Below are 25,618 nucleotides of genomic sequence, written 5' to 3' on the forward strand. Positions count from 1 at the left end.
CGAAGGGAACACCCATGAGCGACACCCGGCGCAAGCCCGCCGCCCCGGACCCCCGCGACTTCCTCGCGGTGGACGCCACGCTCTCCGACACCGAACGCGACGTCCGCGACGCGGTCCGCGCGTTCGGCTCCCGCGAGCTCCTGCCCCATGTCGCCGACTGGTTCGAGGCGGGCACCCTGCCCGACCCCCGGGGCCTGGCCAAGGCCTTCGGCGACCTCGGCGTGCTCGGCATGCACCTGGAGGGCTACGGCTGCGGGGGCTCCAGCGCCGTCGCCTACGGCCTGGCCTGCCGGGAGCTGGAGGCGGTCGACTCCGGGCTGCGCAGCTTCGTGTCCGTCCAGGGCTCCCTCGCGATGACGGCGATCCACGCGTTCGGCTCCGAGGAGCAGAAGAACGCGTGGCTGCCGCGGATGGCGGCGGGCGACGCGATCGGCTGCTTCGGCCTGACCGAGCCCGACTCCGGCTCCGACCCGGGCTCGATGCGCACCCGCGCGCGACGCGACGGGTCGGACTGGGTCCTGAACGGCACCAAGATGTGGATCACCAACGGCTCGGTCGCCGACGTGGCCGTGGTCTGGGCCGCCACCGACGACGGCATCCGCGGGTTCCTCGTGCCCACCGACACGCCCGGTTTCACCGCCAACGTCATCCACAGGAAGCTGTCCCTGCGCGCCTCGATCACCTCCGAGCTGGTGCTGGAGGACGTGCGGCTGCCCGCGGACGCCCTGCTGCCCGGGTCCGGGGGTCTGGGGTCGCCGTTGTCGTGCCTGAACGAGGCCCGTTACGGGATCGTGTGGGGCGCGGCCGGGGCCGCCCGCGCCTGCTACGAGGCGGCGCTGGAGTACGCGACCACCCGCGAGCAGTTCGGCCGCCCCATCGGCGGTTTCCAGCTCACCCAGCGCAAGCTCGCCGACATGGTCGTGGACGTCAACCACGCCAACCTGACGGCGCTGCGGATCGGCCGCCTCAAGGACGAGGGGAACTGCCACCACAACCACGTGAGCTTCGGCAAGTTCTCGTGCGTGGCGGCGGCCCAGCGGGTGGCCGGCGCCGCGCGCTCCATCCACGGGGCCAACGGCATCACGCTGGAGTACCCGGTGATGCGGCACATGGTGAACCTGGAGACGGTGGCGACCTACGAGGGCACCGAGGAGATCCACGCGCTGAGCATCGGACAGGCCGTGACGGGTGTCTCGGCGTTCCGGTGACGCGCGAAGCGGTGCCTCGGGTGCCGGCGGTCCCTCGGAACCACCAGAATAGGGAGCATCCGACCGAGGGAGTTGCGCAAGATGGTGAACGAGCCGACGAAGCGGTTCGAGATGACGCGGGTGCGGCGGACCGCCAACGCCTTCGTCAGTGGCTTCGTCAAGTACGGGGTGTGCCCGCCCGACCTGCACCTGCTGACGACGCGCGGGCGCACGTCCGGATTCCTGCGGACCACCCCGGTCAGTGTGCTGGACAGTGACCGGGGCCGGTACCTGGTCGCGCCCTACGGGGCGGTGGACTGGGTGCGCAACCTGCGCAAGGACGGGTTCGCGACCCTGCGGCAGGGCGGGTGGATCGAGCTGGCCATCGTGCGCGAGCTCGACGCCGAGGAGGCGGCCCCGGTGCTCCGCGAGTACCTGGACCACCCGCGCGCGTTCGTCGTGGGCCCGTACTTCGAGGCCCCGCCGGAGGCGCCGGACGAGGACTTCGCGGCCGAGGCCCACCGCCACCCGGTGTTCGAGATCGTGCGGTCGACGACGATCCGCATCTGAGGACCCGGCCCCTCAGTTGCGGACCCGGTAGACGTCGTAGACCCCGTCCACACCGCGTACCGCGCGCAGGACGCTGCCGAGGTGGGCGGGGTCGGCCATCTCGAAGGTGAACCGGCTCTGCGCCACCCGGTCGCGGCTGGTCTGGACGGTCGCGGACAGGATGTTGACGTGCTGGTCGGACAGCACGCGGGTGATGTCCGACAGCAGCCGTGACCGGTCCAGCGCCTCCACCTGGAGCGCCACCAGGAACATCGAGTCCTCGGTGGGCGACCACTCCACCCGCACCATGCGGTCGGTGTCCAGGGTCGAGGCGTTCACGCAGTCCCCCCGGTGCACCGAGACCCCGTTGCCGCGGGTCACGAAGCCGACGATCTCGTCGCCCGGCACCGGTGTACAGCACTTGGACAGGCGGGCCCACACGTCGGCGTCGCCCTCGACGACCACGCCCGGGTTGCCGGGGTGGCGGCGGCGGGTGACGGCCTTCGTGGGCAGGGCCGACTCGGCGATGTCCTCGGTGTGGTTCTCCAGACCGCCCAGGGAGTCGACGAGTTTGCTGACCACGCTCTGCGCGCTGACCTGGTGCTCGCCGACGGCGGCGTAGAGCGCGTCGACGTCCGCGTAGCGCAGGTCCCGGGCCAGGGCGATGATCGCCTCACCGCTGAACAGGCGCTTGACCGGCAGCTCCTGCTTGCGCATGATCTTGGCGATCTCGTCCTTGCCCCGCTCGATCGCGGCCTCGCGGCGCTCCTTGGTGAACCAGTGCCGGATCTTGTTGCGGGCGCGGGCGCTCTTGACGAAGTTGAGCCAGTCGCGGCTGGGTCCGGCGTCGGGGTCCTTCGAGGTGAGGATCTCGACCGCCTCGCCGTTGTGCAGCGCGCTCTCCAGCGGCACCAGGCGGCCGTTGATCCGGGCGCCCACCGTGCGGTGGCCGACCTCGGTGTGCACCGCGTAGGCGAAGTCGACGGCGGTGGCGCCCTGCGGCAGGGAGATGACGTCGCCCTGCGGGGTGAAGACGAACACCTCCTGTACCGACAGGTCGAAGCGCAGCGACTCCAGGAACTCGCCGGGGTCCTTGGTCTCCTGCTGCCAGTCGATGAGCTGGCGCAGCCACTGCATGTCGGAGGCGCCCTTCTTGGAGTCGCCGCCGGAGACGCGGTCCTCCTTGTACTTCCAGTGCGCGGCGATGCCGTACTCGGCGCGGCGGTGCATCGCGCGGGTGCGGATCTGGAGTTCGACCGGGTTGCCCGAGGGACCGATGACCGTGGTGTGCAGCGACTGGTACATGTTGAACTTGGGCATCGCGATGTAGTCCTTGAACCGGCCGGGCACCGGGTTCCACCGCGCGTGGATGGTTCCCAGGGCCGCGTAGCAGTCGCGGACGCTGTCCACCAGGACCCGCACGGCGATGAGGTCGTAGATCTCGTCGAAGCCGCAGTTGCGGGCGATCATCTTCTGGTAGATCGAGTAGTAGTGCTTGGGCCGGCCGCGCACGGTCGCCTTGAGCTTGGCCTCGCGCAGGTCGCCGGAGACCGCCTCGATGACCTCCTGGAGGTAGACGTCGCGGCGGGGGGCGCGCTCGGAGACCAGGCGGGCGATCTCGTCGAAGCGCTTGGGGTAGAGGGTGGCGAAGGCCAGGTCCTCCAGCTCCCACTTGATGGTGTTCATGCCGAGACGATGCGCGAGCGGGGCGAAGATCTCCAGCGTCTCGCGGGCCTTCTTCTCCCGTTTGGCCCGGGACGGCAGGTACCGCAGGGTGCGCATGTTGTGCAGGCGGTCGCACAGTTTGATGACCAGGACGCGGATGTCGCGGGCCATGGCCACGACCATCTTGCGGACCGTCTCGGCCTGGGTGGCCTCGCCGTACTTGACCTTGTCCAGCTTGGTGACGCCGTCGACCAGTTCGGCGATCTCGTCGCCGAAGTCGGCGCGCAGCTCGTCGAGGGAGTACGCGGTGTCCTCGACGGTGTCGTGCAGCAGGGCGGCGGCCAGGGTGGCCTCCTGCATGCCCAGCTCGGCGAGGATGGTCGCCACCGCCAGCGGGTGGGTGATGTAGGGGTCGCCGCTCTTGCGCTTCTGGTCGCGGTGGTGGTGGGCGGCGACCTCGTAGGCGCGCTCGATGAGCCGGACGTCCACCTTGGGGTGGGTGGCACGCACGGTCTTGATCAGTGGTTCGAGCACCGGGTTCATCGTCACTCCCCGCTGGGCGCCGAGTCGGGCGAGCCTTCTGCGGACTCGCACGGTGGAGGGCGTGGTGGAGCCGGGCGGCCCCTGGTGGCCGCCCGAGCCGGCCTCGGAGACGTCGGAGGGCGCCGCTTCGGTCGCGGCGCCCTCCGGGCGGTCCCCCTGTGGTCTGCTGGCGGCCGTCACGTCGCCGCCGTGCGCGTGCCCTCCCGGCATGCCGGGGCGCCGGTCCCCGGTGGCCTCCGGCCGCTCGTCACGAGCCGGTACCGCCCCGGTCGAAACCACTTCGCTTGGCATGCCTACCTCCCGCGGATCCACCCGGTCGCGTGGACGCCGTCGCCGGCGCCCGCCCGGTGCACGTGCGTGTTGTCAGGGCCAGTCGCTGAACGTGGCCGCCGCGGTACCTCTCCCACCAGTCTAGTGTCCGCGCTCCCACCTGCGCGGGGACGCGGTCGTCGGGTACGCTCCGGGCCGCGCCCGGCGGTGCGTGGGTCGGGCGCGGTGAGGGGTGCGTCCCAGCTTCAACGTGGGGGGACTCGTCGCGCATTCCCGTGCGGGCGGGTGCGCGGCGGGGGTCCCCGGTCAGACCGACAGGAGGGTGTGCAGCTCCACGTCCGGCAGCTTCCCGCGTCCCTGGAGCGCGGAGAGCTCCATCAGGACGGAGAATCCCACGACCGTACCACCCGCCCTGCGGACCAACTCCACCGCGGCCCTGCCCGTGCCGCCGGTGGCGAGCACGTCGTCGACGATGAGCACGCGGCTGCCCGCCCGAATCGCGTCGGCGTGGATCTCCACGGTCGCGGTGCCGTACTCCAGATCATAGGCCTGACCGATGGTCGCCGAGGGCAGTTTCCCGGCTTTGCGCGCGGGGACGAAGCCCGCGCCCAGCGCGAGCGCGACCGGGGCGCCGAAGATGAAGCCGCGCGCCTCCAGCCCGAGCACGTGGTCCACCCCGTCGGTCTGGAAGGGTGCGGCCAGCCCCCGGACGGTGGCCCCGAAGGCCTCCCGGTCGTTGAGCAGCGGCGTGATGTCCTTGAACATCACCCCGGGCTGGGGGAAGTCGGGCACGTCGCGGACGTGGGACCGGATCAGACCGTCGAGGGGGCCGGTCTCGGCGGTCGCGGGGTCGTGGGACATGGGTGGCGGGACCTTACTCGTGGTGGACCGAACACGCCGGTACCGGCCCCGGGCGGGGCCGGTACCGGTGAGAGTGTGACCGGTCGGAGATCAGCTGTTCGGCTTGTCGTCGTCGCCGAAGTCGGGACGGTCCTCCACCGGGGTGTCGTCCGCGGCCGGGGTGATGACCTCGCCCACACCCGCCTTGAGCATGCGGATGCGGGTGCCGGGGGCGATCTCCAGCAGGACGTCCTGCTCGTGGACCTCCACGACGGTGGCGAAGATGCCCGCCTTGGTCATGACCTCGACGCCGGGGACGAGCGCGCTCATCATCTGCGACTCCTGCTGGCGACGCTTCTGGTTCGGCCGCCAGAACAGCAGCCAGAACACCAGGAGGATCAGCGCGAACGGCAGAATCATGTTCAGGAGACCCCCGGTGGGCTCTCCTTCGGCGGCGAGAGTGTAAATGCCCTGCACTGGGGCGTCCTTCCGTACGTTTCTTCGTGTGGCCGACCGTTGTCGGCTCAAGAACCGCGACGACCACCTTCACCGTGCCGACCCGGACGTCGTGTCGCGGTCCGCACCCGTGAGACACAACGCTCCCGGCGGCCCGCGCGTTCCTTCCGTGTCGAAAGACACGTGGGAGCCGTGCTCGCGGCCCCCGCATGGCTGGATGCTCTCCAGCTTACGTGGCGGCGGTCACCGCAGCCCCACGGTCGGAACTCGGACGGGCAACGGTGGCGGTCACGGTGCGGCGGCGCCGAACGCGGCGTCGGGCGGCGGGGTCAGCCCCATGTGCGCCCAGGCCTGCGGGGTGGCGACCCGGCCGCGCGGCGTGCGGGCCAGGAAGCCGGAGCGGACCAGGAAGGGCTCGGCGACCACCTCCACGGTCTCGGCCTCCTCCCCCACGGAGACGGCGAGGGTCGACAGGCCCACGGGCCCGCCGCGGAACCGGCGCAGCAGGACGTCGAGGATGGCGCGGTCGAGGCGGTCCATGCCGAGCGCGTCGACCTCGTACAGGTCCAGGGCGGCGCGGGCGGTCGCCAGGGAGAGCCTGCCGTCGCCCCGGACCTCGGCGTAGTCGCGGACACGGCGCAGGAGCCGGTTGGCGATGCGGGGGGTGCCGCGCGAGCGCCCGGCGATCTCCCGTGCGGCGTCCTCGTCCAGGGGCGCCCCGAGCAGGCCAGCCGAGCGGTGCAGGATGAGTTCGAGCTCCTCGGGGGTGTAGAAGTCCATGTGCGCGGTGAACCCGAAGCGGTCGCGCAGCGGCGCCGGGAGCATGCCCGCCCGGGTCGTCGCCCCGACCAGGGTGAACGGCGCGATGTCGATGGGGATCGCGGTGGCTCCGGGCCCCTTGCCCACGACCACGTCGACCCGGAAGTCCTCCATGGCGACGTAGAGCATCTCCTCGGCGGGGCGGGCCATGCGGTGGATCTCGTCGAGGAAGAGGACCTCGCCCTCCTGGAGGGTGGACAGGACGGCGGCCAGGTCGCCGGAGCGCTCGATGGCCGGTCCGGAGGTGATGCGCAGCGGAGCGCCCATCTCCGCGGCGATGATCATGGCGAGCGTGGTCTTGCCGAGGCCGGGACCGCCGGACATGAGGATGTGGTCGGGGGCCCGGTTGCGCCGCTGGGCGCTGTGCAGCACCAGGGAGAGCTGTTCGCGCACCCGTTCCTGACCGACGAACTCGTCCAGCCCGCGCGGGCGCAGGGCGCCCTCCAGCTGGCGTTCGTCCCCGTGGGCGTCGGGCGACACGGCGTCGCGTTCGTGCATGGGGTGGGCTCCTAGGCGCGGCTGAGCTTGCGCAGGGCGCTGCGCAGCAGGACGGAGACGTCGGAGGTGGCCTCGGCCTCGGCGGCGACGGCGGAGGCGGCGGACTCGGCGTCCTTGGCGGACCAGCCGAGGTTGACCAGGCCGGACACGACCTGGCCGCGCCAGGCGCCGTTCGGTTCGGCGGCGCCCGGTGCGGCGGGCGGCGCACCGTCGCCGAAGTCGGGGGCGTCGAGTTTGCCGCGCAGTTCGAGGACGATGCGCTGGGCGCCCTTCTTGCCGATGCCGGGCACGCGAGTGAGCGCGGCGGTGTCCTCGGTGGCCACGGCGTGGCGCAGGCTCGACGGGCTGTGGACGGCGAGCATGGCCAGGGCCAGCCGCGGGCCGACGCCGGACGCGGTCTGGACCTGCTCGAACAGGTGGCGCTCGTCGTCGTCGGCGAACCCGAAGAGCGTCAGCGAGTCCTCGCGGACCACCAGGCTGGTGGTGACCGTCCCGGTCTCGCCGACGTGGAGGCGGGCGAGGGCGGCGGGGGTGCACCGCACGGTCATGCCGACCCCGCCGACGTCGATCACGGCGGTGTCCGCGCCGCGTGCGGCCACCCGGCCGGTGAGGAACGCGATCATCTCGTGCGGGCGCGGGGGCGCCCTTCTCCTTCCTGGGGGCGGCGGTCACCGGCCGCGCGCGCGGCGCGCCAGTTCCACCTTGCGGGCGAAGTCCTGTGTGGCCTGGGCGACACGGGCGTTGGCGCCGCCCCGCCAGATGTGGCAGATGGCCAGCGCGACCGCGTCGGCCGCGTCGGCGGGCTTGGGGGGACCGTCGAGTCCGAGGATACGCGCCACCATGGTGCCGACCTGCGCCTTGTCGGCGCGTCCGCTGCCGGTGATGGCGGCCTTGGCCTCGCTGGGGGTGTGCAGGACCACGGGCAGGCCGCGGCGGGCGGCGCACAGCAGGGCGATGCCGCTGGCCTGTGCGGTGCCCATGACGGTGCTGAGGTTGTGCTGGGCGAAGACGCGCTCGACGGCGACGGCGTCGGGCTGGTGCCGGTCGAGCCAGTCGTCGATGCCGCGTTCGATGGCGACGAGGCGCTGGGGCAGGTCGGTGTCGGCGCTGGTGCGGACGACGTCGGCGCCCCGGAAGGTGAGCGGTCGGCCGACCGCGCCCTCGACGGCTCCGACGCCGCACCGGGTCAGCCCCGGGTCGATCCCCACCACGCGCACGCGCCCCACCCTTCTCGAACGTCCGTTCGCACCATGCTAGCGGCGCGGTCCGTCACCCCGTACCCGACCGGACGGGCGTGTCGGCGCCGTGCCCCCATCGTCGCAGGCATTCCGGCCAAACACGTGGCGCACCAGAAAAGGGGTGGACGGCGGCGGAGCCCCCTGCTAGCTTCATCTCAGATTGAGAAAAACTCACCCTGAGAACAACAGGAGGGTCCATGGAGACCGGCGACACCCGCCCGCATGACGACGGCGAACGCCGGTTCCTCGACGCCTACGACCCGCGCGACTACGCGCCGACCGCGGTCACCGTGGACGTCGTGGCCCTCACCATTCGGGCGGGGACGCCCCGCGTCCTGCTGATGCGCCGGTCGGCGCCACCGCGGCGCGGCTGGTGGGCCCTGCCCGGCGGGTTCGTCCGGGCACAGGACGGACCGGACGGACCCGCCGACCCCGACCTGCCCGACGCCGCCCTGCGCGTGCTGTCGGAGAAGACCGCGCTGCCCTCCGAACTCCACCTGGAGCAGCTGCGGAGCTACGGGGCGCGCGACCGGGACCCGCGCATGCGCGTCGTCTCGGTGGCCTACATGCTCCTCGCCCCCGACCTGCCCGACCCCCACGTCGGGCGCGGCACGGACGCCGCCGCCTGGGTGCCCTGGAGCGAACTCGGGCACGGCGACGACGCCCGATCCGACCGCCCGCTGGCCTTCGACCACGCGCGGATCATCGCCGACGCCGTCGAGCGCGCCCGCTCCAAGCTGGAGTACACCGCCCTGGCCACCGCGTTCCTCCCGCCGACCTTCACCATCACCGCGCTGCGCGAGGTGTACGAGGCGGTGTGGGGCACCCGCCTGCACGGCGCCAACTTCCACCGCAAGATCCTCGCCACCCCCGGCTTCGTCGAGGACACCGGCGACCTCGCCGACCGCGGCGGGTCCGGCGGCGGACGGCGGCCCCGGCTCTACCGGGCGGGCGGCGCGGCCGTGCTCCATCCGCCGCTCCTCCGCGGCGGCCAGTGACCGGCCGACCACCCCGAGCGCCCCGACCCCGCGCCGTCGACGGACCCCCACCCCCGGAAGGGCAGCAGATGAGCACGGAGCAGGACGCCACCGCCCCCTTCGACGAGGCTCTTCACCTCATCGCGCTCGCCGACGACCCCACCGCGCTGTTCGGCCCCCTCCCCGAGGGCGGCGGCGATCCGCCCCCGGCGGCGACCGCCGCGTACCGCCGCCTGGCCCGTCTCGTCCACCCCGACCGGGCGCCCGCCGGGCGCGCGGGCGAGGCCGCCACCGCCTTCACCCGGCTGACCACGTGCTGGTCGCGGTACCGGGACCTGGTCGAGGGGGGCCTGGGACTGGACGACCTCACCCTGGTCACCAGGGCGCGCACCTACCACGTGCGCCACGGTTCCGGCCCGCTGGCGCGGGGCGACATCGCCGACCTGTACGAGGTGCGCCACAAGGACGGGGTGTGGCGCGAGGCGGTGCTCAAACTGCCCCGGTCCCACCGCGACAACGACCTGGTCATGGCCGAGGCGGAGGCCCTGGGCAGGCTTCGGGAGAGGGGCCGCGAGCGGTACCGCGCCTTCTACCCCGACCTGGTCGAGCGGATCCGCCACCGCGACGCCGCCACCGGGGTCGAGCGGCGCGGCAACGTCCTGGGACGGCTCAGGGGGTTCCACAGCCTGGCCGACGTGCGGCGCGCGTACCCGGACGGGATCGACCCGCGCGACGCGGCCTGGATGTGGCGGCGCCTGCTGGTCGCGGTCGGCAACGCCGCCCGGGCGGGGGTCGTGCACGGCGCGGTCGTTCCCGAGCACGTGCTGATCCACCCGGAACGGCACGGGCTGGTCCTCATCGACTGGTGCTACTCGGTCACCGTCGGCGCCGCGCGCACGGCGCCGCACGTTCCGGCGATGGTCCCCCACCGCGAGGACCTGTACCCGCCCGAGGTGCTCGACCGCCGACCCGCCGTGCCCGCCACCGACGTCTTCATGGCGACCCGCTGTGTCGAGTACGTCACCGCGGGCCGCCTCCCCCGGCCGCTGCGCGCCTTCGCCCGCGGTTGCCGTCTGCCCGCCCCCGAGCGGCGGCCGGTCGACGGACTCGTCCTGCTGGGTGAGCTCGACGAGGCGCTGGAGCGGGTGTTCGGCCCGCGCCGATTCCGCCCCTTCCACCTGCCCGCCCGTCACCCGCCATCGCCCACGGGGCGCTGAGCGGGGGGTGGGCTACCGCCCTCCCGTCGCCCGCCACCACCGACCACCGACAACGAGACGAAGGAGTCCCCCATGGGAAGCAGCAACTGGTCCACCGACGCCTACCACGCCCGACAGGCCTACAACGCCTCCGTCGGCTCCAGCAGCTTCGGCTACACCGACGACGTGGCCTCCTCCACGCCCCGGAACGCCTGGAAGGTCCACGACTCGCTCGACCCCAAGGGGGTGACCGTCCGCGAGAGCCGCGACTCGGACGCCCACCCCCACTCGCTCGCCATCTCCGTGCTGTTCGACGTCACCGGTTCCATGGGCAGGGTGCCGCGGATCCTCCAGACCAAGCTGCCCGACCTGTTCGGCCTCCTGCTGCGCAAGGGCTACGTCGAGGACCCGCAGATCATGTTCGGCGCGATCGGCGACGCCACCTGCGACCGCGCCCCGCTCCAGATCGGGCAGTTCGAGTCCGGCAACGAACTGGAGGACGACCTGGGCAACATCCTGCTGGAGGGCGGAGGCGGCGGCCAGGCCACCGAGTCCTACGAGCTGGCGATGTACTTCATGGCCCGGCACACCGCGATGGACTGCCTGGACAAGCGCGGGCGGCGCGGCTACCTGTTCATCATCGGCGACGAGATGGCCTACGGGGCGGTCAAGGCCCGGGAGGTGCGCGAGGTCGTCGGTGACGACATCGGGGAGAACATCCCGTTCCCGGTGATCCTCGCGGAGCTGCGGCGCAAGTTCGAGGTCTTCTACCTCATGCCCACCGGCAGCCACCACTTCAACGACGACCAGGTGCGCGGCTTCTGGGACGGCCACCTCGGTCAGAACGTCATCTACCTGGACGACCTGGACGCGGTGTCGGAGACGATCGCGGTGACGGTCGGGCTGGGCGAGGAGGCGATCGACCTCCAGGAGGGCCTGGCCGACCTGGCCGAGGCCGGATCCGACGCCGGTGACGTGGTCGGCAGGGCGCTGCGCCCGCTGTCCGAGGCACGCGGGTCGGTCGTGGTGTCCCAGGCCCCGGACGGGCTCACCGACGGATCCGCCGGGGACGGGGTGGGCCGCCTGTGACCGGCACGCCACGGCGGTGGGCCGACGAGCACGCGATCGTCGTCGACCTGGGGTTCGGCGACGCGGGCAAGGGCGTGACCGTCGACCTGCTGTGCGTGCGGCGGCGCTTCGGCGCCGTCGTGCGCGCCAACGGGGGCGCCCAGGCCGCGCACAACGTGGTCGCGCCCGACGGTCGGCACCACACGTTCGCCCAGTTCGGCGCGGGGACCCTCGCGCCGGGCGGCCCGGTGCCGACGCACCTGTCCCGGTTCGTGGTGGTGGATCCGTTCGCGCTGGCCGCCGAGGCGGGGCACCTGGCGTCGCTGGGGGTGCGCGACCCGTTCGCGCTGGTGACCGTGGACCGCCGCGCGCTGATCAGCACACCGTGGCACCAGGCGGTCAACCGGGCGCGGGAGCGGGCGCGCGGCGCGGAGCGGCACGGGTCGTGCGGTATGGGGGTGGGCGAGACGATGGCCTACGCGCTCGCCCGTCCCGAGGACGCCCCGACCGCCGGGGACTGCGCGCATCCGGCCCGGCTGCGGCGCAAGCTGAACCGGCTGGCGGAGTACGCGGGTCGGGGTGAGGACTTCCCCGACGTCGAGGAGTGCCTGCTCACCTACCGGGCGTTCGCCGACCGGGTCCGGCTGGTGGACGAGCGGTACCTACCCGAACTGCTGGCCGCCTCCCCCGTGGTGTTCGAGGGGGCCCAGGGAGTGCTGTTGGACGAGTGGCACGGGTTCCACCCGCACACCACGTGGTCGACCACGACGACCGCCAACCCGCTCGCCCTGCTGGCCGAGGCAGGTCAGCAGGGGGCGGCGCGGCGGGTCGGGGTGGTGCGGACCTACACCACGCGGCACGGCGCGGGGCCGCTGGTGACCGAGGACCCCGGGCTCGGGGCCGTGCTCACCGAGCGGCACAACGGGACACACCCCTGGCAGGGCGCGTTCCGGGTGGGCCACCTCGACCTGGTCGCGCACCGGTACGCGCTGGAGGCCACCGGCGGCGTGGACACGCTCGTGGTGACCCACGCCGACGCGCCCGACCGGATGCGGGCCGCGACCGGGGCGGAGCCGCGCTGGTGCACGGGGTACGTGGACGCCGACGGCGCGCCCCTGCGGATCGCCCCCGGGGCGGTGCCCGACCTGGGCCGGCAGGAACGCCTCACCGCCGCGCTCCTGGCGGCCCGCCCGGTGCTGAGCGCCATGCCCGACGGGCCCGCCGCCGCGATCGGCGACGCGCTGGGGGTGCCGGTCGAGGCGGTGTTCTCCGGGCCGACGCGGGAGGACGCGAGAACGACGTGGGCGCGCGAGTCGCGGGCCGTAGCGGCACACGGCGGAGCACTAGGGTGAGCGTATGACTTCCCTCACTGATCAGCGCGTCCGTTCGTTCCTCCTCGAAGGCACCCGCACGGGAAAACTGGCCTACACCGCCTCGGACGGCCGTCCGCTGGTCGCGCCGGTCTGGTTCACCGTCGAGGGCGAGGAGATCGTCCTCAACACCGGGAAGACCTCGGCGAAGGGGCGGTCGATCCTGCGGGATCCCCGCGTGGCGCTCAGCGTGGACCTGGAACGGCCTCCGTACTCGTTCGTGCAGGTGCAGGGCGTGGCCGAGGTGTCGGAGGACCCGGACGAGCTGCTGCGGACGGCGACCGTCATCGCCGCGCGGTACATGGGCGAGGACCGGGCCGAGGAGTTCGGCCGCCGCAACGGCGTGCCCGGCGAGCTCGTGGTGCGGATCCGCCCAACGAAGGTCATCGCGGGCCTGGACGTGACCGAGTGAACCGTCAGGTCCAGAAAAGCCAGACGATCACCACGGGCTCCCGATCGTCGAGGGTCAGGTGACCGTACACTCACCGTTCACTCCAACGGTGTGGCACCGGGTCGGTGGTGGTCCGGTGACGAGCCCACATGGTCCCGCTATCCGCCCAGGGCACGCCGGTAACGGAAACCGCCGAAGTGTCCTTCACCACCACCGAGCCGGTCGAGCGGCGCACCCGGTCCCTGGAGTTCTTCCGTTACCTGCCCGGCCGCCACCCTCCCGGTGCACGGATCGCGATCGTGTGCGACAACTCCTCGTCACACCTGACCACGAAGAAGTACCAGCGGCTCGGTGCCCGGGCAGCGGCCAACAACGTCGAGATCGCCTGAACCCCTACGAATTCCTCACGTATCCAGGCCCGGCTCACCACCCTGCGCCACGTCGCCCTCGACGGCACCGACCAAGCCGGCCGCAATGAGCAGGACAGCATGATCCGCCGCTACATCATCTGCCGCCACCTTCACACCGACGACCGGCGTCTACGCGCCGACGTCGACAGGGCGAACACCGCCTCATGCGGCACTAGGGTGAAACCAGATGAGTTGTGGCGGATTTCCCTGTCCGACAGCATCACTGCGGTGTGGATGAGTGCTTCCGCGAAGTACGAGCCCTCTGACCGTTGGTTGGAAAGGACCCTGGCGTCCGCAGACCACGGCAGCGATTCGTCCAGCGTGCCGAAAGGAACCAGGTCAAGGATGTCGCCAGGGAACCGCTGGACGCGACATGTCCCCCTGATATCGGAGGAAGCCTTGATCGTCAGCAGGATCATCGATGAGAAAACCCGCGAGGGAGTCAGGATGAAGGCCTTCATCCTGGGATTCCCCACGTTCTTGGGTGAAGGACGGGGCCTCGTCCAGATCTTCACGGGCAGCAGTCTGGTGCGTGACGTGTACGTCCTCACCGAGATCAAGTCGAACCCGATGGAAACGGGCCTGGTCACTCGTGTGCCGGAGTTGGCCGAGATCCTCCTGGAGGATCTCGGTCTTTCCGGCCCGGAGCCCCTGATCGCCGGTGAGTGGTACGCCCACTACGGCCCCTTCTCCTACTTCGACGACATCGGCCCCGCCAGCTTCACCACCATCCCCCTCGGCTGGGAGGGGGGCCGGTTCACCGACCCGATCTCGGATCGCAAGGTAGTCCCCGACGCCGAGGCCGATGCGTTGCGCGAGCGGCTGTCCTTGCCGCCGGTCGAAGAAGTCCTGGAAGCCCTGGGTGAGAGGGCCTGATCCGCAGTGGAACAACAAAGGACCGACCGGATCTCGGGGCGTGACCTGTTGCGCCAGGTCAAACAGGGTTTGTCCCATTACCAGCAGCCGGTTCGCCGAACCGGACGGTCGATCTCCGTCATCCGGTTCGAGCCTGTCCAGGGACTCGATGAGCAGACCCGGGTGAAGCTGGAGGCTTCACGTGTGTCCGCGAACCAGAAGTTGAAGAACTTCTCCTCCATGGGCTTCGAGGCCAAGGATGTCCACCTGCCTCACAACGTCGACCCCGAGCGCTTTCACGAGGAGCTCCTGAAAGCGAACGAGGATCCGAACTCCCTCGGGATCATCGTGCAGTTCCCGCCTCCTCGGACCCTTCTCCCGTACGTGCAGGAGATCGACCCTCACAAGGACATTGACGGGCTATTGGGAGCACGATCGCAGCAGCGGGCGTGCGCGACGGCCGACGGGATCACCCGGGTCGCCCTCCCGTACGCGCGCGACGGTGCGGAGGTGTCCGTGATCGGATCGAATGGCTTCGTGGGCAGCGGTGTGGTCCGTCTGTTGAACGACCAGGGAATCGAGCCGGTCTGCCTGGACTACGGGGACGACCTCTCGCGAGCGCGGCAGTCGGACGTGATCATCAGCGTCACGGGCTCTCCGGGCATCATCGGAGGCGATATCATCGCTGGCCACCACCGGGCGGTCATCGACTCCGGCTTCGTTCCGAGGGAGGACGGTACCGTGCAGGGCGACGTGCGGCACGACGCCTACAACATTCCCCAGCGCATCACCCCCGTACCGGGCGGTATCGGTCCTGTCGAGATGGCCGTGCTGATCGAACGCGGCGTCCAGGCGGAGGTGGACCCCCAACTGAAAAGCTGGAGCTACGACGGGAACGCGGTGACCGTCGGGCAGCGGGTCGGACCCGGTTCGGGAGAGCAGTCCAGGGAGCGCATCACAGTGGGTTCCAGGCTTGGCGGCGAGCTCAAGGAGCCGTCCGAGAGCCGGAACACCCAGGGAAAGTCGCCGTCCGGCATGTCCCGGGCCGCCCGTATCGCTCAACGTGGACAGCTCCCGTCCGGCATGTCCCGGGCCGCCCGTATCGCTCAACGTGGACAGCTCCCGTCCGGCAGGGGATCGCAGAACACTGGAAGTACACCGGGACCGAGCAGTGACTCACCAAGGGGTGACGGCGGTATGGAACGCTGAGCAACCCTTGGGTGGCTACCCGGCGGATCAGGTGGGCGGCCACTGCGTGACGGTTCCGACGCGGCTTTGAACACGTCCGGCCCATGTCGGCGCATGTGAACATGGGGATCTACCGGGGGGGCTCCCTGCCCCTGACCCTCCCGGGAGTTCGCGGTAGAAACCGTCCTGGGGTCTTGGAATGCTCGGGTCGCGGTGGACGTGGAGGCCTGAAGGGTGATGGGCGTGGACGATGATGGGTGGGTCGGCGCTGGAGAGATCGCGGCAACGGTGCGGAGCGGCAAGGTCAGTGCCGTGACGGTGGTCGAGGCGGCCCTGGAGGCCGTCGAACGGGCCGACGCCGGGATCAAGGCGTTTCGTGAGGTGTGGTCGGACACCGCCAGGGAGCGCGCGTCAGGCGTTGACGAGGCAGTGGCCAAGGGGAAGCACCTTCCCCTCGCCGGGGTCCCGTTGGCCGTGAAGGCGTCTGAGGGGATCGAGTCGCTCCAGGCCCGGAAGTTGCTCGAAGCCGGGGCGGTACCCATCGGCCCGACCTCGGTTCCCGGCCCCGGGACGGAATGGAAGACCTGGGGTACGACGGACCGGGGAAGGACTGTCAACCCCTGGCGGGCGGACGCCACCCCCGGTGGTTCGTCTGCGGGCTCGGCGGCCGCCGTCGCGGCGGGGATGGTGCCGTTGGCGACAGCGAGTGACGGGGCCGGATCCACCCGGATACCGGCGGCCTGGTGCGGTGTCGTCGGTTACAAACCCACCACCGGTCTGCTGCCCGCCCGGGATAGAGCCGGGCTCGGGACCGGCGGGCCCGTGGCCCGGTCCATCGCCGACGTGGAGCTCTACCGGTCGGTCGTGCTGGGATCGGAGCCCGTACCACCTCTGTCCCGGACACTACGTGTGGCTTGTTCTCTGACGCTGGGCTTCAATCAGGTGGACCCGGAGGTCGCCCGGGTCGTGGACCGCGTCGTGCGGATGTGGTCGGAAGGTGGCCGAGTGTCGCTGCAAGAGGTGGACCTGATACTGATCGATCCCGCCGCGAGTTGGCTCGCCAAGCGGAGGAAAACGCCGGACACCAAGGTTCGGGACGACGACGCGGCCAATCGCGCCGCGCTCGACGACCTGTTCGGTTCCGTGGACTTGTTGGTCACCCCGACCACCCCGAACCTGCCACACGGGCACGGAGGTCCCGGGAAGGTGATGAGCGTCGGGTTCACCTGGTTGTTCAACATCACCGGGCACCCGGCGATCAGCCTGCCCGGTGGACTGTCCGCCGGTGGACTGCCTGTCGGTGTGCAACTGGTCGCCGGTCACCACCGTGACGATGTACTGATGGCCGCTGCGGCCGACTACGAGCGCAATGTCCCCTGGCCCTTCCTGCCCTCAGCATGTTCTCGCTAGTGCCGCATGAGGCGGTGTTCGCCCTGTCGACGTCGGCGCGTAGACGCCGGTCGTCGGTGTGAAGGTGGCGGCAGATGATGTAGCGGCGGATCATGCTGTCCTGCTCATTGCGGCCGGCTTGGTCGGTGCCGTCGAGGGCGACGTGGCGCAGGGTGGTGAGCCGGGCCTGGATACGTGAGGAATTCGTAGGGGTTCAGGCGATCTCGACGTTGTTGGCCGCTGCCCGGGCACCGAGCCGCTGGTACTTCTTCGTGGTCGGGTGTGACGAGGAGTTGTCGCACACGATCGCGATCCGTGCACCGGGAGGGTGGCGGCCGGGCAGGTAACGGAAGAACTCCAGGGACCGGGTGCGCCGCTCGACCGGCTCGGTGGTGGTGAAGGACACTTCGGCGGTTTCCGTTACCGGCGTGCCCTGGGCGGATAGCGGGACCATGTGGGCTCGTCACCGGACCACCACCGACCCGGTGCTTCTCCGAATGATCCGCAGCGGCCGCCTGCCCTCGTCGTCATCGGTCTCGCGAACGTGTGCTCGTTCCGCCACCCGGACAGAGTCACGGTGCTACGCGGTCCGGGACAAAAGTCGCCTGATACAAGACAAGAACCCCGACCTGGCTTTCGTCTCCGGCCAAGGGACCTTGCGCACCTTCTCACCACGTTGGAACCGATCGGCAACGTCCAGCATGTGCCGATGGGCCTCAAGATCATGTGACGACAGGGCTCCCCGCCACCCATGCTCCAGGCATTTGTTGAGTTCGGAGAGATCCAGGCCATCTCCGGCCTCGTCCACGAACCGACGGAAATCACGGTCGAAGTAACCTGCTTCCTCCGGGAACAGGGCGGCTCGGATCTCCTTCGGACTTCTCCCGATCCGCTCCTGTTGCTCCTCGATCGCACCCTCGTGCACGTGCCGCGCGTCTGCCGACATCCGAACCGCCGGGTGAACTCCGCTCCAGGGTACGACGCCATTGCGTCTCACAGGCGCTTTCCACAGGAATGCCCGCGTCGGCTCACCCCTCGGCGAGTTCGCGCTCCAGGGGGGTGCGGTAGCTCGGCTTGACCCGCGTCGGCTCCAGCCACGCGGCCAGGCGGTCCGTCTCGGCGTCGATCCGCGCCGCGGCCTCGGCGCCGACGTCGGCGAGGGCGCGCCAGCCGATCGAGCCGTCCGGGCGCTGGGCCCAGGCACCGACGACCCGGCCGTCCCACCACACGGTGGGGCCGATGTTGCCGTTGCGGTCGAAGAGGGCGGGGACGTGGTCGGGGTCGAGGTAGAAGCCGCGGTCGCGCCAGCCCATGGAGGTCGGGTCGAGGCCGGGCAGCAGGGCGGCCGAGGGAGATGTGTCCCCGACGGGCTCGACGTCGTCCGGGGCGAGGTACCCGGTGCCCTCGGCCAGGTCCACCTCGACGGCGCCGACGTCGGCCAGCGCCGTCCGGGAGGCGGTGAGGGTCCACCCGGTCCACCACTTGACGTCGGCGAGGGTGACGGGGCCGAAGCGGGCGAGGTAGTGACGGACGAGGTCGGCCCTGGCCTCGTGCGCGGGCCGCCCGGTCGCCTCGGTGGCGTCGGCGGCGCGCCAGCGGAACTGGGCGGAGGCCCAGGAACCGCGCGGGCGGCCCCGTTCGATGAGGCGGCGGGCGGCGAGGCTGCGCAGCAGTCGCGAGGAGGCCGCCTGGGTGGACTCGTAGGGCTTGCCCGGGGCGATGACCACCCGTTCGGCCAGGGCGGGGACGTCCTCGGCGAGTTCGGCGGCGGTGGCCTCGCCGCGTGCGCGCAGGGCGGCGAGGACGGTCGCCTCGATCCCGGCGCGATGGTCGGGGTCCCAGCCGAAGGCCTCCTGGAGGAACCTCTGGCTGTCGCGGAGCTCCCTGTCGGCGATGGCGCGTCCGGTGGAGTCGTGGACGAGGTCGGCGAGGCCGTCGGGGACCACGAACATGGTGCGGCGCATGGCCAGGAGCCGGTGCAGGGTGCGGTCGTCGTAGAGGGCGCGCTCGACCGCGTCGACGCTGGGCTCGGACATGCGGGCGCGCGCGGACAGGTAGACGGTGGCGGGGTCGGTGGCGTGCAGGCCGACCAGCGCCTCGGCGACGTCCTCGGCCCGCGTCGCGTGGACGTCGGGCGACAGCAGGTGCCGCCGGACCAGGCGGGCGCGGCGTTCGCGGTCGGTCGCCGTCGGGCGCGCGCTGTTCATGGGGACTCCTCGGGGGCGGTCGGTGCGAGGACGCGTCGGAGGAGGGCCTCCACGCGGGTGCGGTCCGGGGGTGCGGAACTGGCCAGGCCCCGCAGGGTGACGCCGCTGGTCAGCGCGGCGACCGCCTCGGCCGTGAGGGGGTCGGTGTAGTGGGCGAGGGCGTCGACGGTGGCGTCGACGAACCGGTCGACGAGCGGGCGCAGGTCGGGGCGGCGCATGGCGGCCACGTGGAGCTCGAACTCCATGACGCCCTGGGCACGTTCGGCGCCGGAGTAGGCGCCCACGACGGCGTCGGCGAGCAGGACCACGAACTGGTCGGCGCCGAGGTCGGGGCGCTGGGCGACCCAGTCGTCCAGGTAGCGGGTGTAGCGCTCGACGGACGCGCGGAGCGCGGCGGCGATGAGGTCCTCGCGCGTGGCGAAGTGGTAGGTGGTGGCGCCCAGCGGGACCTCCGCCTCCTCGGCGACCGCCCGGTGGGTGAGCCCCTCGACGCCGCGCGCCTCGATGACGCGTGCGGTGGCCTCGGTGATCTCGGCGATCCGACGCCGCGGGTCCCGACGGCGCGCCGGGCGGTCGCCGCGCCTCCCCGTCTCCGCACGGGTGTCCCCCATGGTCACCACCTCCCTATTACCGTTCATTATAGGACGGATGTACCAGTTGTGCGTCCCATCGCGTTCGACACAGAAACGGACTCCACCAGCGATGTTCTCCGTGTGCTCCACTTTGACCAGGCTTGACGCCGTGCTTGCCAGATTCCTACAGTACATATGTACAGTAAGTGGGGCGGGCACCGCGAAGGGCGGTCCCGGCAGCACAGAAGGAGGGGCGCGATGAGGATCGCGGTACTGGGCACGGGCGGCGGGGGCCGCGCACACGCCGCCAGGTTGTCGGAACTGGGCCACGACGTCACGGTCGGCACGCGGGACCCGGAACGGACGATGGCGCGGACCGAGGCGGACATGATGGGCAACCCGCCCTACCCCGTGTGGCTCGCCGACCACCCCGGCATCGCGCTCGCCACGTTCGCCGACGCGGCGGCCTCGGCGGACCTGGTGATCAACGGCATCGACGGGGCCAACGCGGTCCGGGAACTGACCGCGATCGGCGAGCACCTGGACGGCAAGGTCCTGATCGACTACGCCGTGCCCTACGAGTACAACCCGGACATCCCCCACAAGTGGGAGACGCCGTGGGGGTGGATGCCCAGGCTCGACCCCGTGGACACCGACAGCCTGGGAGAGCGGATCCAGCGGGCGCTGCCGCGCACCCGGGTGGTCAAGGCGTGCGTCACCCAGGAGCAGGAGACCGTGGTCGACCCGGCGGGCGTCGGGGACGGCGACCACACGATGTTCGTGGCGGGCGACGACGCCGACGCCAAGGCCGTGGTGACCGAGCTGCTCAGGTCGTACGGGTGGCGGGACGTCCTGGACCTGGGCCCCCTGGCCTGCTCGCGGGGCATGGAGATGTACGCCCACATGCACACCGCGATCGGCCTGGCCCTGGGCGGCCGGTTCGGGGTCAAGGTCGTGCGGTAGTCGGACCGCCGGGGTCACGTGGCGTTCCACCACAGGGCGTGCCGTGGTCCCCAGCCCGATCGGTGCCCTGGCCCCGGCCGTTCGTGTACGTCCCCGGCGTCTGAGACCGGCCACGCAAGCGATACGTCAGGCCCAGACGAGCCGGAGGATCATCACGAGCTTCTGATCGTCGAGGATCAGGGAGACGACTGAGCGCTCGCCTCCCTCACCCAGATCGTGTCGACGGATGTTCCCGTAGGGACGTCGCGCGTCCATGGGCGGCCCGCTCCACGGTCGCAGTTCCCAGAGCGTGAACAAGGACGCGAGCTCTGGCGGTGGGTGTTCCGGCGGGGCGCGAATCTGTTCCTTCGCGATGTCTTCGATATCGATCCGGTACGGCTACAGGCCCAGTTCCGCCTTGAGTTCCGACCAGGGCACGGACGAGATCGGCTCGCCACGTTGCGCGCGATCAGCGACGTCCAACATGTGCCGATGGGCCTCAGGATCCCGGGACGACATGGCCACCCGCCACCAACGTTCCAGGCATTTGTTGAGTTCGGAGAGGTCCAGGCTTTCCCTGGCGTCGTTCATCACCCGGCGGTACTCCCGGTCGAAGTCACCGACCTCCTCCGGAAGCAGAGCAGCTCGGATCTCCTTCGGGCTTCTCCCGATCCGCTCCCGCTGCCCCTCACCCGGACCCTCGTGTGCACGCCGCGCGTCTGCCGACATCCGAACCTCCTCGTGAACTCCGCTCCAGAGTACGACGTCATCGTCCTCCACGGACGTTTTCCACAGGCTTCCCACACCGCCGTCCAGGGCGGGGGCCACGACGCGGTCGGAGGACCCCCGCCCTGTGTCGATCTGAGGTTCATCGGTCGGCGTCGACCGTCATCAGCAGGACGAGGAAGGACGCGAGCCGGACGGCCGTGGTGCCCTCCGACACCTCGTCACCGCCCTCGATGGCCCACTCGGTGCTGCGGTCGTCGCGGATGTACAGGTCGAGGGTGAACCGGCCGCCGCTCCGGCGAACCGACAGGTGGGTGGGGTCGTCGCGGTCGGTGTCCACGTCCAGACCGGCGGCACGCAGGAGTTCGGCGACGGTCTCGACGTACCGGTCGAGCTGGTCCTCGCTGAGCAGTTCGGGGGTCTCGTCGTCCACAGAGGTGTCGACGCCGCCCCAGTCGTAGGGGACAATCGGGGCAGGGAGTGCGTGGGCTTCGGTCATGCGGAGTTCCCCTCTCCTCGAAGGCACCGCCTGGGTCGCTACATGAGCGGCTAACTCCAACGAGCGGCCCAGGCGGTGGTCTCATGTCCGGGGCGGCAACGATCGCGCCCCAGTTTCCCGGTATCGAGTGAGCTGCGTCTCACTCTCTGTTAGAGTGACACACAACAAGAGCTCCCACAAGAGCGAAGGCCAATTTGCCCAAGTTGATCTTCAGGCAGATCAGGAGGAGCGCATGCCGACGGACCGAGGCGTAACCTTGCGGGCTCAGTGGCTTGGCCAGATCCTGCGGGACTTCAGAGAGCGGAAGGGCCTCACCCTCAAGGATGTGGCGGAGTACCTCCAACGCAACATCTCGACAGTGAGCCGATGCGAGCTGGGCATCTACCCGATCCGCCGTGTGGACGCCGCCGCGATGCTCGACCTGTACGGGGTCAGCGACAAGAAGCAGCGCGAAGCGGTCATGGAGCTGGCCGGAGATGTCTGGCAGACAGGTTGGTGGGAGCAATACTCCAAGGACGACGTGTGGACTTCCACCATCGACCGCGCTTGGTTGGAAAACCGGTCACACGAGATCCGAACGTTCGCGGCAACAACCATCCCTGGCCTGCTCCAAACCGAGCGGTACGCGCGCTCCCTCATGGTCGTCGCTGACAGGCGCGCCACAAAGCGGGAGATCGAGCGTGGAGTCAGCCTACGCATGGACCGTCAGCAAATCTTCGATCGCGCTGAGCCAGTTCATCTGTCCGCCGTGCTCGACGAGTCCGTCCTACGGAGGCGCGTCGGTGGACCTGAGGTCATGGCAGAACAGATCCAGCATCTGAGGGAACTGGCTTCTCAGCCCCACATCGACCTCCATGTGCTCACGTTCGAGGCTGGTGCCCACGCGAGCCCCGAGGGGTCCTTCACTCTGCTCAAGATGTCCGATCCCTTTCCGGAAGTGGCACACATCGAGAGCCCTGCGGGGTCTATCTACCTGGAAACCGACTCAGCTGAACGGTTCTCGGACATCTACGATTGGTTCCAGGAACACAGCCTCAGCTCCGAGGACACAGCCGCCTTCCTTGCGGCCCTGGAATAAGGAACCACGATGAGTAATCACAAGGTGGCCACAGGATCCCCGGTCGCCTGGCACGTCAGCACCTACAGCTCCGATGGCGGCAGGCAGTGTGTAGAGGCAGGCCCCTTCACAGACGGGACCGATCGCTTCGCCGTGCGCGACTCACAGCACCGAAGCCACGGACACCTCACCTTCGCCCGTCCCGAGTGGACCGCCCTCCTGGCCGCGATCAGCCAGGCCTGACCGAGAAAACGCCGGTGGCCGCGCCCCCAACGGGCGCGGCCACCGGCGTAGTGGTCACCGAAGGGTCAGCCGATCTCGGCCATGACCTCGTCGGGGATGTCGGCGTTGGTGAAGACGTTCTGCACGTCGTCGGAGTCCTCCAGCGCGTCCACCACCCGCAGCACCTTCTTGGCGGTCTCGGCGTCGACCGGAACCTCCATGGTGGGCAGCCAGTTCGTGTCGGCGGACTCGTAGTCGATCCCCGCCTCCTGGAGCGCCGTGCGCACCGCGACCAGGTCGGTGGCCTCGGAGACGATCTCGAACGCCTCGCCGATGTCCTCGACCTCCTCGGCGCCCGCCTCCAGGACCGCCATGGTCACGTCGTCCTCGCTCGTGCCCTCCTTCGGCACGATGACGACGCCCTTGCGGTTGAACAGGTAGGACACCGAACCGGCGTCGGCCATGTTCCCGCCGTTGCGGGTCACGGCCACGCGCACCTCGGAGGCGGCGCGGTTGCGGTTGTCGGTCAGGCACTCCACGAGCATCGCCACGCCGCCGGGCGCGTAGCCCTCGTACATGATCGTCTGCCACTCGGCGCCACCGGCCTCCTCACCGGAGCCGCGCTTGCGGGCGCGCTCGATGTTGTCGAGCGGCACCGAGCTCTTGCGCGCCTTCTGGATGGCGTCGTAGAGCGTCGGGTTCCCGTCGGGGTCTCCACCGCCGGTCCGCGCGGCCACCTCGATGTTCTTGATCAGCTTCGCGAAGAGCTTGCCGCGCTTGGCGTCGATGACGGCTTTCTTGTGCTTGGTGGTGGCCCACTTCGAGTGGCCGCTCATGCGTGTCCTTTCACGATGTCGACGAAGAGGCGGTGGATGCGCGCGTCGCCGGTCAGTTCGGGATGGAAGGACGTGGCCATCAGGCCGCCCTGTCGTACCGCGACGATCCTACCGGCCGCGTCGGGGCCCGGGACGCGACCGAGCACGGTCACCTCGGGACCCACGGACTCCACCCACGGCGCCCGGATGAACACCGCGTCGAACGGCTCCTCGCCGACGCCCTCCACGGGGACCGCCGCCTCGAACGACTCCGTCTGCCGACCGAAGGCGTTGCGCCGCACCGTCATGTCGATGCCGCCGATCGTCTCCTGGCCGTCGATCCCGCCGAGCAGGCGGTCGGCCAGCATGATCATCCCCGCGCACGTGCCGTAGGCGGGCATCCCCGCCCTGACCCGCTTGCGCAGCGGCTCCAGCAGACCGTACCGGACGGCCAGCTTGGACATGGTGGTGGACTCGCCTCCGGGGACGACCAGGGCGTCGACGGTGTCGAGCTGGTCGGGCCCGAGCACCTTGGCGGTCCGCACGTCCAGCTGTTCCAGGACGTGCAGGTGCTCGGCGACGTCGCCCTGCAGGGCGAGGACGCCGATGGTGGGTCTGGCGGTCAAGAACGGCCTCACTCGTCGTGTCATCGAAGTCGAACACCGGCGCGGGTGGCGGGCGGGCCCGCCACCCGGAGCCGAACTACCAGCCCCGACCCGCGTAACGCTCGGAGTCCTTCAGGTCATCCAGGTTGATACCGACCATCGCCTCGCCCAGGCCGCGGGACACGCGCGCGATGACGCCCGGGTCCTCGTAGTGCAGGGTGGCCTGCACGATGGCGTCGGCGCGCTTGGCCGGGTCGCCGGACTTGAAGATGCCCGAGCCGACGAACACGCTCTCCGCGCCCAGCTGGCGCATCAGGGCCGCGTCGGCGGGGGTGGCGACACCGCCCGCGGAGAACAGCGGCACCGGGAGCTTGCCCAGGGTCGCGACCTCCTTGACGATGTCGTACGGGGCGCGCAGCTCCTTGGCGGCACCGAACAGCTCCGCCTCGTCGAGCGTGCCCAGGCGGCGGATCTCGGCGCGGATCGACCGCATGTGGCGGGTGGCCTCGACGACGTTGCCGGTCCCGGCCTCGCCCTTGGAGCGGATCATGGCCGCGCCCTCGGCGATCCGGCGCAGCGCCTCGCCCAGGTTGGTCGCACCGCACACGAACGGGACGGTGAACGCCCACTTGTCGATGTGGTGGGCCTCGTCGGCCGGGGTGAGGACCTCGGACTCGTCGATGAAGTCGACGCCGAGGTGCTCCAGCACCTGGGCCTCGACGAAGTGGCCGATGCGGACCTTGGCCATGACCGGGATGGAGACGGCCTCGACGATCCCGTCGATCATGTCCGGGTCGGACATGCGGGCCACACCGCCGTCCTTGCGGATGTCGGCGGGGACGCGCTCCAGGGCCATGACCGCGACGGCACCGGCGTCCTCGGCGATCTTGGCCTGCTCGGGGGTGACGACGTCCATGATGACGCCGTTCTTGAGCTGCTCGGCCATGCCTCGCTTGACGCGCTGCGTACCGACGGCGTTGTCGGTGGTGTTCGATGCGTTGGTGGCCACGGTGGTGGACTCCCGTCCCGTAGGTGTTGACAGCGTGGGTAGCGGTGGGCCCCGG

At 70.7% G+C, this 25,618-nt stretch carries 30 protein-coding genes; 14 read left to right on the forward strand and 16 right to left on the reverse strand.

Annotated elements, in window-relative coordinates; translation table 11 throughout:
- Positions 1 to 14: 14 nt before the first annotated feature.
- Positions 15 to 1,208 carry an acyl-CoA dehydrogenase family protein gene (locus tag AB0I72_RS05110; RefSeq protein WP_358563166.1) on the forward strand — a complete coding sequence of 398 codons (1,194 nt, stop codon included), beginning with the start codon at positions 15 to 17 and terminating at the stop codon, positions 1,206 to 1,208.
- Between the two features lie 81 nt (positions 1,209 to 1,289).
- A complete protein-coding gene (locus AB0I72_RS05115) occupies positions 1,290 to 1,757 on the forward strand; it encodes a nitroreductase/quinone reductase family protein (RefSeq protein ID WP_358563167.1) in 468 nt (155 codons plus the stop codon).
- 12 nt (positions 1,758 to 1,769) lie between these two features.
- On the opposite strand, the gene AB0I72_RS05120 is transcribed toward AB0I72_RS05115, so the two are convergent.
- The 6 genes from AB0I72_RS05120 to ruvC all read right to left on the reverse strand — a co-directional run bounded on the left by AB0I72_RS05120 (position 1,770) and on the right by ruvC (position 8,044).
- On the reverse strand, positions 1,770 to 3,944 hold the full coding sequence (locus AB0I72_RS05120) for a bifunctional (p)ppGpp synthetase/guanosine-3',5'-bis(diphosphate) 3'-pyrophosphohydrolase (RefSeq protein WP_358563741.1): 2,175 nt from the start codon (positions 3,942 to 3,944) through the stop codon (positions 1,770 to 1,772).
- Between the two features lie 576 nt (positions 3,945 to 4,520).
- On the reverse strand, positions 4,521 to 5,075 hold the full coding sequence (locus tag AB0I72_RS05125; RefSeq protein WP_358563169.1) for an adenine phosphoribosyltransferase: 555 nt from the start codon (positions 5,073 to 5,075) through the stop codon (positions 4,521 to 4,523).
- A gap of 90 nt (positions 5,076 to 5,165) precedes the next feature.
- Positions 5,166 to 5,474, reverse strand: a complete 309-nt coding sequence (yajC, locus tag AB0I72_RS05130) for a preprotein translocase subunit YajC (protein WP_358563171.1) — start codon at positions 5,472 to 5,474, stop codon at positions 5,166 to 5,168.
- A gap of 324 nt (positions 5,475 to 5,798) precedes the next feature.
- Positions 5,799 to 6,827, reverse strand: coding sequence for a Holliday junction branch migration DNA helicase RuvB (gene ruvB / locus AB0I72_RS05135; RefSeq protein WP_358563173.1), 1,029 nt, complete (start codon positions 6,825 to 6,827; stop codon positions 5,799 to 5,801).
- 11 nt (positions 6,828 to 6,838) lie between these two features.
- Entirely contained in the window at positions 6,839 to 7,450 is a 612-nt protein-coding gene (gene ruvA, locus AB0I72_RS05140; protein ID WP_358563175.1) for a Holliday junction branch migration protein RuvA, read from the reverse strand.
- 45 nt (positions 7,451 to 7,495) lie between these two features.
- Positions 7,496 to 8,044, reverse strand: a complete 549-nt coding sequence (gene ruvC / locus AB0I72_RS05145) for a crossover junction endodeoxyribonuclease RuvC (protein ID WP_358563177.1) — start codon at positions 8,042 to 8,044, stop codon at positions 7,496 to 7,498.
- A 218-nt stretch (positions 8,045 to 8,262) separates the two neighbouring features.
- Between ruvC and AB0I72_RS05150 the strand changes: the two genes are divergently transcribed.
- From AB0I72_RS05150 to AB0I72_RS05190, 9 genes are all read left to right on the forward strand, one after another.
- Positions 8,263 to 9,063, forward strand: coding sequence for an NUDIX domain-containing protein (locus tag AB0I72_RS05150; protein WP_358563179.1), 801 nt, complete (start codon positions 8,263 to 8,265; stop codon positions 9,061 to 9,063).
- A gap of 68 nt (positions 9,064 to 9,131) precedes the next feature.
- A complete protein-coding gene (locus AB0I72_RS05155; RefSeq protein ID WP_358563181.1) occupies positions 9,132 to 10,259 on the forward strand; it encodes a J domain-containing protein in 1,128 nt (375 codons plus the stop codon).
- 72 nt (positions 10,260 to 10,331) lie between these two features.
- Positions 10,332 to 11,327, forward strand: coding sequence for a hypothetical protein (locus AB0I72_RS05160; RefSeq protein WP_358563183.1), 996 nt, complete (start codon positions 10,332 to 10,334; stop codon positions 11,325 to 11,327).
- Positions 11,324 to 12,658, forward strand: a complete 1,335-nt coding sequence (locus AB0I72_RS05165; RefSeq protein ID WP_358563185.1) for an adenylosuccinate synthetase — start codon at positions 11,324 to 11,326, stop codon at positions 12,656 to 12,658. The genes AB0I72_RS05160 and AB0I72_RS05165 overlap by 4 nt, the downstream gene beginning before the upstream one ends.
- 4 nt (positions 12,659 to 12,662) lie before the next feature.
- Positions 12,663 to 13,088 carry a PPOX class F420-dependent oxidoreductase gene (locus tag AB0I72_RS05170; protein ID WP_358563187.1) on the forward strand — a complete coding sequence of 142 codons (426 nt, stop codon included), beginning with the start codon at positions 12,663 to 12,665 and terminating at the stop codon, positions 13,086 to 13,088.
- Between the two features lie 176 nt (positions 13,089 to 13,264).
- Positions 13,265 to 13,456, forward strand: a complete 192-nt coding sequence (locus tag AB0I72_RS05175) for a hypothetical protein (protein ID WP_358563189.1) — start codon at positions 13,265 to 13,267, stop codon at positions 13,454 to 13,456.
- A gap of 99 nt (positions 13,457 to 13,555) precedes the next feature.
- Positions 13,556 to 14,353 (forward strand): hypothetical protein, encoded by a 798-nt coding sequence (locus AB0I72_RS05180; RefSeq protein WP_358563191.1) that lies wholly within the window; start codon positions 13,556 to 13,558, stop codon positions 14,351 to 14,353.
- 69 nt (positions 14,354 to 14,422) lie between these two features.
- Positions 14,423 to 15,541, forward strand: coding sequence for a tetrahydrofolate dehydrogenase/cyclohydrolase catalytic domain-containing protein (locus AB0I72_RS05185; protein ID WP_358563193.1), 1,119 nt, complete (start codon positions 14,423 to 14,425; stop codon positions 15,539 to 15,541).
- Positions 15,542 to 15,763: 222 nt separating this feature from the next.
- The gene (locus tag AB0I72_RS05190; RefSeq protein WP_358563195.1) at positions 15,764 to 16,930 is read left to right on the forward strand and encodes an amidase; all 1,167 of its coding nucleotides are present in this window, start codon (positions 15,764 to 15,766) and stop codon (positions 16,928 to 16,930) included.
- A gap of 193 nt (positions 16,931 to 17,123) precedes the next feature.
- On the opposite strand, the gene AB0I72_RS05195 is transcribed toward AB0I72_RS05190, so the two are convergent.
- The 4 genes from AB0I72_RS05195 to AB0I72_RS05210 form a co-directional block, all read right to left on the reverse strand.
- Positions 17,124 to 17,315, reverse strand: coding sequence for a hypothetical protein (locus AB0I72_RS05195; protein WP_358563197.1), 192 nt, complete (start codon positions 17,313 to 17,315; stop codon positions 17,124 to 17,126).
- 174 nt (positions 17,316 to 17,489) lie between these two features.
- Entirely contained in the window at positions 17,490 to 17,855 is a 366-nt protein-coding gene (locus AB0I72_RS05200) for a DUF6247 family protein (protein ID WP_358563743.1), read from the reverse strand.
- A gap of 82 nt (positions 17,856 to 17,937) precedes the next feature.
- On the reverse strand, positions 17,938 to 19,116 hold the full coding sequence (locus tag AB0I72_RS05205) for a winged helix DNA-binding domain-containing protein (RefSeq protein WP_358563199.1): 1,179 nt from the start codon (positions 19,114 to 19,116) through the stop codon (positions 17,938 to 17,940).
- The gene (locus AB0I72_RS05210) at positions 19,113 to 19,727 is read right to left on the reverse strand and encodes a TetR family transcriptional regulator (protein WP_358563201.1); all 615 of its coding nucleotides are present in this window, start codon (positions 19,725 to 19,727) and stop codon (positions 19,113 to 19,115) included. Before AB0I72_RS05210 ends, AB0I72_RS05205 begins: the two co-directional genes overlap by 4 nt.
- Positions 19,728 to 19,946: 219 nt before the next feature.
- On the opposite strand from AB0I72_RS05210, the gene AB0I72_RS05215 reads away from it, so the two are divergent.
- Positions 19,947 to 20,651: an NAD(P)-binding domain-containing protein gene (locus AB0I72_RS05215; RefSeq protein ID WP_358563203.1), complete on the forward strand. Its 705-nt coding sequence runs from the start codon at positions 19,947 to 19,949 to the stop codon at positions 20,649 to 20,651.
- A gap of 126 nt (positions 20,652 to 20,777) precedes the next feature.
- Here the strand turns inward: AB0I72_RS05215 and AB0I72_RS05220 are convergent, their stop codons facing one another.
- The 3 genes from AB0I72_RS05220 to AB0I72_RS05230 form a co-directional block, all read right to left on the reverse strand.
- Complete coding sequence (locus tag AB0I72_RS05220) at positions 20,778 to 20,906, reverse strand: hypothetical protein (protein ID WP_358563205.1); 129 nt, start codon at positions 20,904 to 20,906, stop codon at positions 20,778 to 20,780.
- Between the two features lie 123 nt (positions 20,907 to 21,029).
- Positions 21,030 to 21,359, reverse strand: coding sequence for a DUF6247 family protein (locus tag AB0I72_RS05225; protein ID WP_116245094.1), 330 nt, complete (start codon positions 21,357 to 21,359; stop codon positions 21,030 to 21,032).
- A 139-nt stretch (positions 21,360 to 21,498) separates the two neighbouring features.
- Positions 21,499 to 21,855, reverse strand: coding sequence for a hypothetical protein (locus AB0I72_RS05230; protein WP_358563207.1), 357 nt, complete (start codon positions 21,853 to 21,855; stop codon positions 21,499 to 21,501).
- Between the two features lie 154 nt (positions 21,856 to 22,009).
- Here AB0I72_RS05230 and AB0I72_RS05235 point away from each other — a divergent pair, with 154 nt between their 5' ends.
- Positions 22,010 to 22,933 carry a helix-turn-helix transcriptional regulator gene (locus AB0I72_RS05235; RefSeq protein WP_358563209.1) on the forward strand — a complete coding sequence of 308 codons (924 nt, stop codon included), beginning with the start codon at positions 22,010 to 22,012 and terminating at the stop codon, positions 22,931 to 22,933.
- A 9-nt stretch (positions 22,934 to 22,942) separates the two neighbouring features.
- Positions 22,943 to 23,155, forward strand: coding sequence for a DUF397 domain-containing protein (locus AB0I72_RS05240; RefSeq protein ID WP_358563211.1), 213 nt, complete (start codon positions 22,943 to 22,945; stop codon positions 23,153 to 23,155).
- Positions 23,156 to 23,220: 65 nt separating this feature from the next.
- Here AB0I72_RS05240 and AB0I72_RS05245 read toward each other — a convergent pair whose 3' ends face one another.
- The 3 genes from AB0I72_RS05245 to pdxS all read right to left on the reverse strand — a co-directional run bounded on the left by AB0I72_RS05245 (position 23,221) and on the right by pdxS (position 25,563).
- On the reverse strand, positions 23,221 to 23,970 hold the full coding sequence (locus tag AB0I72_RS05245; RefSeq protein ID WP_358563213.1) for a YebC/PmpR family DNA-binding transcriptional regulator: 750 nt from the start codon (positions 23,968 to 23,970) through the stop codon (positions 23,221 to 23,223).
- Entirely contained in the window at positions 23,967 to 24,575 is a 609-nt protein-coding gene (gene pdxT, locus AB0I72_RS05250) for a pyridoxal 5'-phosphate synthase glutaminase subunit PdxT (RefSeq protein ID WP_358563215.1), read from the reverse strand. Before pdxT ends, AB0I72_RS05245 begins: the two co-directional genes overlap by 4 nt.
- Positions 24,576 to 24,651: 76 nt before the next feature.
- Positions 24,652 to 25,563, reverse strand: a complete 912-nt coding sequence (gene pdxS / locus AB0I72_RS05255; protein WP_358563217.1) for a pyridoxal 5'-phosphate synthase lyase subunit PdxS — start codon at positions 25,561 to 25,563, stop codon at positions 24,652 to 24,654.
- Positions 25,564 to 25,618 lie beyond the last annotated feature (55 nt).

Source organism: Nocardiopsis sp. NPDC049922 (assembly GCF_040660275.1).
In the GTDB taxonomy this organism is placed as follows: Bacteria; Actinomycetota; Actinomycetes; order Streptosporangiales; family Streptosporangiaceae; genus Nocardiopsis.